Genomic DNA, 12,289 nt, shown 5'->3' on the forward strand with positions numbered 1-12,289 from the left:
ATGGTATCAAGAAAAATGATTGAAAACTTTATTTGGAAGTACATAAGTATATTCATTGTGATCTTGTCACTGAATATGACGTTGTTGTTTGCCCAAAAGCGATCGGCATTGACCCTATGGTATGATCGGCCTGCAGACGAAAGGGTATGGGAACAAGCTTTACCGCTGGGAAATGGTCGGTTGGGCTCGATGGTTTATGGAATTCCATCTTGTGAACGCATGCAGCTCAATGAGGAAACTATTTGGGCGGGTGGACCTTATCGCAACGATAATAAGAAAGGTGGGGCGGCATTAAAAACTATTCAGCATTATATATTCGATGGAAAATCAGCTGAAGCCGATAGACTTGCGAATGAAACCTTCTTCACCAAAACCCATGGCATGCCCTATCAGACCGCAGGAAATATACTGCTGCGATTTCCTGGGCACGAACAGTATCAGGATTATTATCGCGAACTGGATATTGAACGGGCGGTAGCATTGTCCCGTTATACAGTAGATGGGGTAGCATTTACCAGAGAAGTTTTTACTTCGTTTGCTGATGATGTCATTGTCATGAAAATAAAGTCGAGCAAGAAGGGGAAACTCAACTGCACATTAACTTATGAGAATGAGTCGAAGCATACTATTTACAAAAACGGTGATAAACTTATATTAGCAGGACGAGGATCCGATCATGAGGGTATTAAAGGGCAGGTTGTTTATCAGATTCATACGGGAGTAAAGCATACCGATGGAGAGCTTGTTGTGAAAGACCAATCGATTGATGTAAAAGGTGCAAGTTCCATTTGTCTTTACATTTCCATAGCGAGCAATTTCCAAAATTACAAGCAATTGGGGGCTGATCCCCATAAGGTGGCCGCTGAAAGGTTGCAAAAAGCGATGGATAAGGATTATCAGCTTGCTTTGCGGCAGCACATCGCTTCTTATGGCAAACAATTTAACCGCTTCCAGCTCCATTTGGGCAGTTTGAGCAGTGAACATCAGGAGCCTATTGCAAAGCGTATCGCAAATTTTGCCCGTACACAGGACCCGGCGCTCGTGACTTTGTTGGCTCAATTCGGCCGCTATTTGCTTATCTGTTCTTCACAGGCAGGTGGTCAACCTGCTAATCTGCAAGGCATCTGGAACCGCTCCATGCAACCAGCCTGGGACAGTAAATATACGATCAATATCAATACCGAAATGAACTATTGGCCAGCAGAGGTTACCAACCTTTCTGGCACGCTCCAGCCGTTATTTTCGATGATTAAAGAGCTCAGTGAAAGCGGAGAAGAGACAGCGAAGACATTGTATCATGCGCGCGGCTGGGTAGCGCATCACAATACCGATATCTGGCGCGTGACGAGTCCGATTGATTTTGCGGCTGCCGGAATGTGGCCGAGTGGAGGGCTGTGGTTGTCTCAACATTTGTGGGAACATTATCTTTTTACGGGAGATAAGGTCTTTTTAAGGCAATATTATCCAGTAATGAGGGGAGCTTGCGACTTTCTTTTGTCTGTGCTTGTCGAGCATCGTGGTTATCCGACTAAACAATGGCTCATTCTGAGTCCTTCAATTTCGCCCGAGCAAGGGCCACTTGCGGCAGGCGTAACCATGGATAATCAGCTATGTTACGACATGCTGACACGTACCGCTTTGGCGGCAGAAGCCCTCGGTGTTGATGCAATGTATAGGGACACATTATTGGCAACGGCACGGCGGATTCCACCAATGCATATAGGTCGTTATAATCAGTTACAAGAATGGCTGGAAGACGTGGATGATCCGCACAATCAACATCGGCATGTATCCCATTTATATGGATTGTTTCCAGGTAGTCAAATTTCACCGTTCCGCACGCCTGAATTGTTTGAGGCAGCACGTAATTCGTTGATCTATCGAGGTGATTTCGCGACGGGATGGTCAATTGGATGGAAAATAAATTTATGGGCCCGTTTATTGGACGGAAACCATGCCTACGAAATTATAAAAAAGATGTTGACGGTTTCCGATGAAAACCATCCCGAGGGACGTACCTATCCCAATCTGTTTACGGCACATCCTCCATTTCAGATTGATGGTAATTTTGGCTTAACGGCCGGAATTGCGGAGATGCTGATCCAAAGCTACGATGGTGCTGTGCATTTACTGCCAGCTATCCCCGATCAATGGAAAGAGGGCTGGGTAAAGGGGATCAAGGCGCGCGGTGGATTTGAAATTGAAATGCAATGGCAAAAAGGAAAGATAAAGGAAGTTATGGTCTTTTCATCTTTAGGCGGTAATTTGCGGCTGCGAACAGCTTCGCCATTGAAAGGACCTGAACTTCAAATAGCAAAAGGCGATCAGACTAATGCCCTTTTAGCTCCTGTAATAACACCAGCGAGTATTCATTCGGCAGATTCACACCTGAAAGGAATTGAATTACCAAGCTATTATGAATACGATGTACGAACCTTGCCTGGAAAATACTATACATTTAAGGTTTACTAAATTAATGCGACTCATAAAAACTGTCAATATGTTAAGAATGAAAATCAGCGCTTTTGTCTTCTCCTTGATGATCACGTTTTTGGGAGCGACAGCGCAACAGGCCCATAATCCAATCATCTTTGCTGACGTGCCCGATATGTCCATGATACGCGTCGGTGATACCTATTATATGAGCAGCACGACCATGCATATGAACCCCGGTGTCCCGATTATGAAGTCCAAAGATCTGGTCAATTGGACGATGATTAATTATGCTTACGATCGTCTTGGCGATCAGGATGAACTCAATCTGTCAAACCATAAAAATGCGTATGGGCACGGCTCCTGGGCAAGCAGTTTGCGCTTTCATGAGGGGCGTTACTATGTCAGCACATTTTCGGCCAATACAGGAAAAACGCATATTTACCAGACAGCAGATATTGAACATGGACCCTGGACTTCGAAAGAATTTCAACCGATGATGCACGATCATAGCTTATTCTTTGACGAGGGGAAAATTTATATAATCTGGGGTGGGGGGCGCATCTATATTGCTGAATTATCGCCAGATTTTTCAGGTGTTAAAGCAGGAACACAACGGGTATTGATAGAGAATGCCTCTTTACCCGCCAATCCTAAAGAAGGCAAAGCCGGTTTACCTGCTGAAGGATCCCAAATGTTTAAGATCAATGGTATGTATTATCTTTTTAATATTTCATGGCCAGCGGGAGGGATGCGCACAGTAATTGTACATCGGGCCAGCCAACTGGAAGGTCCGTATGAGGGGAAAGTGGTTTTGCAGGATCAGGGTGTGGCACAGGGAGGGCTGATCGATATGCCCAATGGAAAATGGTATGCTTATCTTTTTCAGGATTATGGTGCTGTAGGCCGAATTCCGTTTTTGGTTCCGGTCAACTGGGAGGATGGCTGGCCTGTGCTTGGAATTGACGGAAAAGTCGCGGCTAAATTGGATCTTCCTGCAAATAAAAGCTTAAGCCCCGGAATTGTTAGCTCGGATGATTTTGAGCGGAAAGCTGGCGAACCCGCCCTTCCCCTAGTATGGCAATGGAACCATAACCCAGCTGTTGATCTATGGTCAGTGACCGAACGCAGTGGCTTTTTGAGACTGCGAACCGGCGACCTTACTGATGACTTTCTGTCGGCTAAAAATACATTGACGCAACGCACCATCGGCCCGAGCTGCAGCGCCGCTATTGCTGTAGAGGTTTCTAACATGAAAGATGGTGATTTTGCCGGATTATCGTTATTGCAAAAAAACTATGGTTTAGTAGGCGTTCGGATGGAAGGAAACACAAAATCATTGGTAATGATCAATGCGATGACGGGGGCACCACAAGAACTGGCCAAGATCGACCTCAAACAACAACGTGTATTTTTTAAAGCGAGCTGTGATTTTTCAAACAAAAAAGATACGGCCCAATTTTTTTATAGTACGGATGGACACAATTGGAACAGAATAGGTAACGTGTTAAAAATGAGTTATACCATTCCTCATTTTATGGGGTATCGGTTCGGACTTTTTAACTATGCAAGTAAAGCAGCTGGCGGCTATGTAGACTTTGATTACTTCCATTTGACCAGCAATTAAAATGATATGAGAAAACAATTTTTTACGCTATTACCGGTCGGGTTTCTGATCATGTTTTTTGTTAAGATAGATGCATTGAAGGCACAAAATCCGATTGTACAGACCGCCTATACGGCGGATCCGGCGCCTATGGTGTATAATAACCGTCTTTATCTTTATACCACGCAGGATCAAGAAGAGTCCACCTGGTTTACTATGAATAATTGGCGGGTGTATTCAACCATTGACATGGTGAACTGGACGGATCATGGTGCGATTCTCTCTTATACTGATTTTGATTGGGCAAAAGGTGATGCCTGGGCGGCACAATGTGTTGAAAAAAACGGTAAATTTTATCTATACGTGCCTGTTATTTCTAAGCAGAACAACCGCGGTGCGATCGGCGTTGCTGTCGGGGATAGCCCATTAGGTCCATTTCATGATCCTTTGGGCAAACCGTTGCTGCAGAGTGAATGGGGCGATATCGATCCGACTGTATTTATTGACGACGATGGTCAGGCGCATATGTACTGGGGTAATCCCCAATTGAAATATGTCAAGCTGAATGAAGATATGATCTCCTATGCAGGTGATATCGTTGAGGTTCCAATGACGGCAGCTTCTTTCGGAAAACGAGCGGGCGACCCGAAACGACCGACAAGCTATGAGGAGGGTCCCTGGTTGTATAAAAGAAACGGCTTGTATTATCTCTTTTGGCCGGGAGGTCCTCTACCTGAATTTATCGGTTATTCGACCAGCGAAAAAGTCGAAGGTCCCTGGAAGTATGGCGGAGTAATCATGCCTGCGGAAGGAAAAGCATTCACAAACCATCCAGGTGTTGTTGATTTTAAAGGAAAGAGTTACTTCTTTTACCACAATGGAGCTTTGCCCGGCGGTGGAGGTTTTACGCGCTCTGTTGCTGTTCAGGAGTTAAGCTTTAATCCAGATGGCAGTATCCCGCCGATGAAAATGACAGCTGGAATTACTCGTGCGCTAGCAGCGGTGAATCCCTACGAGCTCCATCAGGCCGAAATGATTGCGTGGTCCGAATATGTTAAATCCTATCAGAATGAAAAAGTAGGCGTTTTTATAAAGGCAAAGAAAGATGGAGCTTATACCTGTGTGAAAAACGTTGACTTTGGTGAGAGAGGTGCAAGCAATTTTTTTGCGCGAGTGGGAACAACACATAACGGTGGTGTCAGTATGGAGGTACGTTCGGGAGCGATCGATGGGGCTTTACTAGCTACGATACAAGTTCCCATGACAGGAGGCGATGACCGCTGGACTACAGTGGAGACTATACTAGCCAATAAAGTGAAGGGAGTACATGATTTATACTTTGTTTTTAAAGGCAAGGCTCCGTCAAATATCCTGTTTTTCGATTGTTGGAAATTTGGAAGGTAAAGTGGTAGAATATGTTTTTTAGAATAGAAAATTTCTTTTGCTTTTCATCTTTTTTTAGTCGTCTAACACTGGTTTTTGTTTGTCTTATCGGACTGCTGCCATGCGCTGCCCGTGTACGGCTGCCAGCAGTCATGGGAGACCAGATGGTTCTACAGCGGGATATCGAACTCCATATTTGGGGATGGGCATCGAAAGGTGAGAAGGTTACCCTTCGTTTTAGAGGGGCATACTATTATACAGAAGCCGGACAGGATGGCAAGTGGAATGTGCAGATCCCGCCACAGCGTTATGGGGGACCCTATACGATGGAGATTAATGACATTGTTATTCGTGATGTGTTAATCGGCGATGTCTGGCTTTGTTCGGGTCAGTCTAATATGGAAACGCCAATTAAGCGTCTTGTCGAACGTTTTCCTGAAATAAATGAATCTAATTATCATATGATCCGTTATTTCAAGGTTCCGACACAAAATAGTCCCATTGAGGTAAAGGAAGAGATACCGCCTGGTGAACGTTGGCATTCGGGCATAGCTTCAGATGTGATGAATTGGACGGCATTAGCCTATTTCTATGCATTGGAGTCCTACCAACATAACGGTATTCCGGTCGGAATGATCGTATCTAGCCTTGGTGGATCGGGAATAGAAAGCTGGGTCGACCAGAAGTCTCTAAAGCAATTTCCAGAGCTGTTGCTAGATCAACATGCGATCGATAGCCTTAGGTTGGCCGAAAAAGATGACGGGGTAGATCTGTGGACCGCAGAAAATTATAATGATTTGCATTGGCCAACAGTGCCGGTTCCCGAATACTGGAGCAAACCGCATCGATTAAACAGAGGTGTCAGTTATTTTCGGAAGGATTTTGCTGTTCCGACGGCTAAAGAGGGACGGCATGCCAAGTTGTATTTGGGAACGTTGATTGATAGTGATTCCGTTTATGTAAATGGTCATTTTGTCGGTTCTACGGCCTATCGGTATCCACCACGGATTTATGATATACCAGCGGGGGTACTTCGCGCTGGAAGAAATAATTTAACTGTACGTCTGCGAACGGACGACAAGGATGGTGGATTCACACCTGATAAATCCTATGAGATCAAGCTCGACGACGTACGCATTGATCTCACAGGCGAATGGCATTGGCAAGTTGCCGTGGACCAAGATAAAGTTGATCGCTATAAAAGCCGCCTACAGAACTTGGGACAGGTTGGCTCAGGCCTCTACAATGGAATGATCTATCCGTTGCATGACTACGGGTTAAAGGGAGTAATTTGGTATCAAGGGGAGGCCAATACCGCCAATCCATTACGTTATCAGCGGTATCTTGCGTCGTTGGTCCATAGTTGGCGCGCGCATTTTGGTCAACCGCAGCTCCCCTTTCTGATGGTACAGTTGCCGAATTTTATGGTCAAGGATACAGTACCAGCAGAATCCAATTGGGCACGAATCAGGGAAGCTCAATTTCAGGCCAGCAAAGAAATACCATTTACAGCACTAGCGGTAACATATGATCTTGGTGAGTGGAATGATATTCATCCGCTCAATAAAAAGGATATGGCCAAGCGACTATTTGTATGCGCACGCAAGATGTTGTATAAAGACCAAGTCGTTGCTTCAGGTCCTCAGTATAAGAAGATGCGGGTTGATGGGGATCGGATTATTATTTCATTCGACGAAATTGGAAAGGGGCTGGCTATCCGTCAGGGAAAAAAACTACAACATTTTGCAATTGCCGGTACAGATCAAAAATTCTTATGGGCGAATGCCGTCATACGTGGGAATGAGGTCGTGTTGAGTCATCCAAAGATCAGCAATCCAAAGGCAGTCCGCTACGCGTGGAGCAACAATCCTGAAGATGCAAATCTAATCAATAAAGAAGGAATGTTAGCGGCACCATTTCGTACCGATAATTGGTAAGCATGCGTAGTTGAAGCCAAAGAAATCAAATGAACAGCATAAAATATAATTCAGCAATTTAATTAATTTAATCAATTTATGAAGGGACTAAATATTGTCTTGAAAAAACGGACAATGGTATTGTTATTATCCGTTACGGGAATTTTATCAACAACAAGGATACTGGGGCAGCAGCAAAATATGGTGAAAGATCTCAGTAAGGGGTTTGTGCACCAGTCTATCGGTAATCCATACCTACCACTTTGGGAGCATCTCCCTGATGGTGAACCCCGTGTTTTTGAAGATCCTGACCAACCCGGCAAATATCGCGCTTATATTATTGGTTCCCATGATCTACGTTTTACCAGTTATTGTGGGCCTGACATTCGGATGTGGTCAGCGCCGATTGAAAACTTAACGAGTTGGCGCGATGAGGGGGCTATTTTTACCTATCCGATCGATGGAAAATGGGATGTGATGTATGCCCCAGATCTGGTAGAGGTCAAACGTAAAGATGGGAAAAAAGAATACTACTTGTTTCCACACAGCAGAGGAGATAAACGTGAAGCAATGGTAGTCAAAGGCGATCGGCCGAATGGGCCCTTTAAACCGATAAACCTCACGGAAGATGGCAAGCGTACCCTGCCTGGAAGTATCCTTGGATTTGATCCGGCCGTTTACATTGAATATGTGACGGATCCCAAAGATCCTGATTACGAAATTGGATTCCGGGCATACGGTTTTTGGGGGTTTCAACGCTCGATGGCGGCACAATTAGATCAGAAAACGATGTATTCGCTGCGACCGGGTACCGAGATTATTAATTATCTATTGCCGGCAAGTGCACGATATGGTGAATTGCGAGATCCAAAAGGTACTGCGTACCCTAATATTTTTGAAGGGGAGGATTTAGGAACTTTTAATTTTTTTGAAGCGTCGTCAATTCGTAAAGTCGGCAACAAATATGTATCGGTATACAGTGGCTATTCAGGTCCAGAATATGGGGTAGGGAGCTCAAATTCAACCTTACGGTATGCGGTCGCAGATTCACCCTTGGGGCCTTGGAAGAGCGGCGGTGTCCTGGTCGATTCGCGTGCTCCAGTATTAAATAAAGACGGATCGGCTATCGAAACCAGTAATGCAGGGCATAATACCCATGGGAGTATCGAACTGATTAACGGACAATGGTACGTATTTTACCATAGACCACCGCGCGGATTTGGTTTTGCACGTCAGGCTGTGGTCGAACCTATCAAAGTTGCATGGGATGAAAAAAGTGTCAAAGAAGGGGGAATGGTTTCTATCCGGGCTTTTGACCCTTTTCAAGAAAATTTAACCATCAAAGATAAACAAGGAAAAGAATATAAAGGTGCAGAGGTAACATCAGAAGGATTTCATTTTTATGGATTAGACCCTTATCGGTACTATTCTGCTGGATATGCCTGTTACCTTTCAGATATCAGTTTGCAACAGGATTCATGGGATGTATGGGATAACCATATGCCTGTGACAAATATGAAAAATGGAACTATCGCGGGTTTTAAATATTTCGGATTCGGTGGTCTGAAACAGGATAAGTTTGGGTTAAAGGCTTTTGAGGGAACGAAAAAGGGAAACCGCACTGCCTTTAATCTGTTTATTGCACCAAAGACACAGACTTCATTTAAGGTCAACGTGTGGCTGGATGGCCCTTGGGATAATGATACCTGGAAGGGAAAGCGGATTGCCCAAATAACCGTTCCGGAAAATACTGCGACAACAGTAAAGCAATTTACGGTCGATGTTTCTAACTATGTGGATCAACTGGATGGCAAACATGCCTTGTTTCTGGTCGCTGAGGGTGAAGAAGGCATGCCTCTTTTTGATTTTATAGGATTGGGATTTAGTTCGAAAGACAAAAAAATTGAACGTCCAGTACCACCTTCGGTTACGATTACAGTGAATGGCAAAAAACTAATGTTGCCTTCGATTCCTTTGCGATCGACTGATGAGAATGGCATCGTTGGTTACAACTATTATGAAGTTACTTTTCCAATGGAAAGCAACGACAAGAAGATTCCAGTAGTGAAGGCTGTGGCAAATAATGCTGAAGTTGAAATCAAAGTTAAACAAGGCAGTTCGTTGACCGGTTACGCACAGGTTGATTGTGTTTACAGAGGACAAACCAAAAGCTATCTTATAAAGTATGTAAGGAATTGAACCTTTAGCCAGTAAGTGGCTTTACCAACCATGTAGAAAAAGGCTGTCTAAAAAATAGACGGCCTTTTTTAAACATTTTTATTGGAATATAAAACATTTGTATTGGTTCCTGGTCCAAAGCTACTTGTAGTTTTACCCTTGTAATTCAACTAATCGAATAACCAATTATATGGATCAAAGTATGACCGAGGTAAAGCCTATTAAAGGTTTTTACAAACTTTCAATGAAACAACGGGTGGGGTTTGGTGCTGGTGATCTTGCCCAGAATCTTATTTACCAGACTGTTTCGATGTACCTCCTGATTTTTTATACCAATGTTTATGGAATTTCTGCTGCTTCGGCAGGAGTCATGTTTCTTATTGTCCGAATCGTGGATGTACTGTGGGATCCCATGGTAGGCGCATTTGTTGATAAAAGAAATCCACGGATGGGAAAGTACAGATCTTATTTGGTGTTAGGAGGAATTCCGTTGACGGGTTTTGCAATTCTGTGTTTTTGGAATGGATTTTCGGGTTCTTTGGTCTATGCCTATGTCACTTATGTTGGGCTATCCATGCTTTATACCCTGGTGAATGTCCCCTATGGTGCTTTAAATGCTTCCTTGACGAGGGATACAGACGAGGTGACGAAACTAACATCGACGCGTATGTTCATGGCCAACGTTGGTGGGCTTGCGGTCGGATATGGTGTTCCGTTGGTTGTACAGTACTTCTCTCCGGATGGAAAGATAAACTCAAAAGATTCGGCAGAAGCTTGGTTTATAACGATGCTGATTTACGCTTTAGTCGGATTGGCCCTTCTAATTTTTTGTTTTTCACAAACAAAAGAGCGGGTTATTATGGATGAAAAGGATACTGATAATGTGCGTGTATCTGATCTATGGCGAGAATTTAAGCACAATCGGCCTTTACGCATTTTGGCCTTTTTTTTCGTTACAGCATTTGCGATGATGGCCATCGGTAATTCGGCAGGATCCTATTACATGATCTACAATGTACATGCTCCGGATATGTTGCCTTATTTCATGGCCCTGGGGTCTTTACCTGCTTTCATCTTTATGCCATTGGTGCCAGCTATCAAACGTGCAATAGGTAAGAAGCAAATGTTCTATGTTTTTCTGGGTGTCGCTATCCTTGGAATGCTCATGTTATATATGATTTCATCCAACGAGACACTTAAGGACAATATTGGATTGGTATTGACAGCTCAGTTTATTAAATCAACTGGTATAATCGTAGCTACGGGGTATATGTGGGCGCTTGTACCCGAAGTCATATCCTATGGCGAGTATAAAACCGGTAAGCGTATTTCGGGGATTGTCAATGCACTGACAGGTATTTTTTATAAGGCTGGCATGGCACTGGGAGGTGTAGTGCCCGGGTTGGTACTCGCCTATGTTGAATTTGATAAAGATAATGCTATAATACAATCTGCATTGGCTGAAAAGGGAATTTTATGGTTGGTGGCCGTTATTCCAGCAGTACTTTTGGTACTCGCCATGGTTGTTATCTCCAGATATGAACTGGATGATGTAACGATCGATAAAATTAACCGGGATATAGAATCAAGACATACACATTAATCAAAAATAAACCATGAAGATGTTAAAAACTATTGTTGTAGCTGTATCAACATTATTATTTGGTCCTACTGCCTCAGCCAATTTGCAAAATCCGAAGCGAGCCCCAGATTCATTGACCTTGAAAGATGCATTTGAAGGTAAGTTTTATATAGGAACAGCATTAAACCTTGATCAGATATGGGAGCGGGATGAGGCTGCGGTAGCGGTGGTCAAAAAGCAGTTCAATTCCATTGTTGCCGAGAATTGTATGAAAAGTATGTTTTTACAACCAAGGGAAGGTGAGTTCGATTTTAAGGATGCGGACCGTTTTGTGGCGTTTGGAGAAAAAAATAAAATGCAAATTATCGGTCACACGCTGATTTGGCATTCGCAGACTCCAGCTTGGTTTTTTATTGATAAAAACGGGAAAGAGGTCACCCGGGAAGTACTTATCGCACGCATGCGGAAGCATATACAAACTGTAGTGTCGCGCTATAAGGGAAGGGTGTTTGGTTGGGATGTGGTGAACGAGGCTATACTGGATAATGGTGAATGGCGTAAAAGCAAATTCTACCAGATTATTGGACCGCAATTTATTGAATTAGCATTTAAATTTGCTCATGAAGCAGACCCAAAAGCTGAATTATATTATAACGATTATTCGACAGCAATCCCCGAAAAAAGAAAGGGGATTATGCACATGGTGCAACAGGTAAAGGCTGCCGGTGGTCAGGTCAGTGGGATTGGCATGCAAGAACATAATGCGCTGGACAATCCACCTATTGAAGAAGTTGAAAAAACTATACTCGGATTTGCGGACCTTGGAGCAAAGGTAATGGTAACGGAAATGGATATTTCGGTCCTGCCACATGTGCGCCCCAATATGGGAGCCGAAGTTGGGGAACGTCATGCTTACAGCAAAGCAATGAATCCCTACGAAAAAGGGCTTCCAGCGGAGAAAATGGACGAGCTAGGAAAGAGATATGTAGCGTTTTTTAAATTATATCTCAAACATCGGGATAAAATATCGCGTGTGACATTGTGGGGTGTAGGCGATGGAGATTCATGGAAGAATGGTTGGCCTATTCCGGGACGTACAGACTATCCGTTGTTATTTGATCGGAATTATCAGCCCAAACCATTTGTAAAAGATATTATTGCGTTGACTCAAAAAAAAAAGAAATAAGAAAT

Annotated in this window: 7 protein-coding genes; all 7 read left to right on the forward strand. The window is 43.7% G+C overall.

Annotation, left to right across the window (positions count from 1 at the left end):
- A complete protein-coding gene (locus BGP15_RS25780; protein ID WP_286771119.1) occupies nt 1-2,472 on the forward strand; it encodes a glycoside hydrolase family 95 protein in 2,472 nt (823 codons plus the stop codon).
- Nucleotides 2,473-2,500: 28 nt separating this feature from the next.
- On the forward strand, nt 2,501-4,060 hold the full coding sequence (locus BGP15_RS25785) for a glycoside hydrolase family 43 protein (protein ID WP_286771120.1): 1,560 nt from the start codon (nt 2,501-2,503) through the stop codon (nt 4,058-4,060).
- Nucleotides 4,061-4,066: 6 nt separating this feature from the next.
- Complete coding sequence (locus tag BGP15_RS25790; protein WP_286771121.1) at nt 4,067-5,443, forward strand: glycoside hydrolase family 43 protein; 1,377 nt, start codon at nt 4,067-4,069, stop codon at nt 5,441-5,443.
- Nucleotides 5,444-5,454: 11 nt separating this feature from the next.
- Entirely contained in the window at nt 5,455-7,359 is a 1,905-nt protein-coding gene (locus BGP15_RS25795) for a sialate O-acetylesterase (RefSeq protein WP_286771122.1), read from the forward strand.
- A 78-nt stretch (nt 7,360-7,437) separates the two neighbouring features.
- Complete coding sequence (locus BGP15_RS25800) at nt 7,438-9,537, forward strand: hypothetical protein (protein ID WP_286771123.1); 2,100 nt, start codon at nt 7,438-7,440, stop codon at nt 9,535-9,537.
- A 169-nt stretch (nt 9,538-9,706) separates the two neighbouring features.
- Nucleotides 9,707-11,119: an MFS transporter gene (locus BGP15_RS25805; protein ID WP_286771124.1), complete on the forward strand. Its 1,413-nt coding sequence runs from the start codon at nt 9,707-9,709 to the stop codon at nt 11,117-11,119.
- A gap of 19 nt (nt 11,120-11,138) precedes the next feature.
- Nucleotides 11,139-12,284: an endo-1,4-beta-xylanase gene (locus BGP15_RS25810; RefSeq protein WP_286771125.1), complete on the forward strand. Its 1,146-nt coding sequence runs from the start codon at nt 11,139-11,141 to the stop codon at nt 12,282-12,284.
- The last annotated feature ends 5 nt before the right edge of the window (nt 12,285-12,289 follow it).

Origin of the sequence: Sphingobacterium sp. 40-24 (assembly GCF_001899705.1) — a bacterium.
In the GTDB taxonomy this organism is placed as follows: Bacteria; Bacteroidota; Bacteroidia; order Sphingobacteriales; family Sphingobacteriaceae; genus Sphingobacterium; species Sphingobacterium multivorum.

Bases quoted from the DNA above. Each gene is read 5' to 3' on its own strand.
- BGP15_RS25780 (WP_286771119.1), top strand. From the start codon at position 1: ATGGTATCAAGAAAAATGATTGAAAACTTTATTTGGAAGTACATAAGT.
- BGP15_RS25785 (WP_286771120.1), top strand. From the start codon at position 2,501: ATGTTAAGAATGAAAATCAGCGCTTTTGTCTTCTCCTTGATGATCACG.
- BGP15_RS25790 (WP_286771121.1), top strand. From the start codon at position 4,067: ATGAGAAAACAATTTTTTACGCTATTACCGGTCGGGTTTCTGATCATG.
- BGP15_RS25795 (WP_286771122.1), top strand. From the start codon at position 5,455: ATGTTTTTTAGAATAGAAAATTTCTTTTGCTTTTCATCTTTTTTTAGT.
- BGP15_RS25800 (WP_286771123.1), top strand. From the start codon at position 7,438: ATGAAGGGACTAAATATTGTCTTGAAAAAACGGACAATGGTATTGTTA.
- BGP15_RS25805 (WP_286771124.1), top strand. From the start codon at position 9,707: ATGGATCAAAGTATGACCGAGGTAAAGCCTATTAAAGGTTTTTACAAA.
- BGP15_RS25810 (WP_286771125.1), top strand. From the start codon at position 11,139: ATGTTAAAAACTATTGTTGTAGCTGTATCAACATTATTATTTGGTCCT.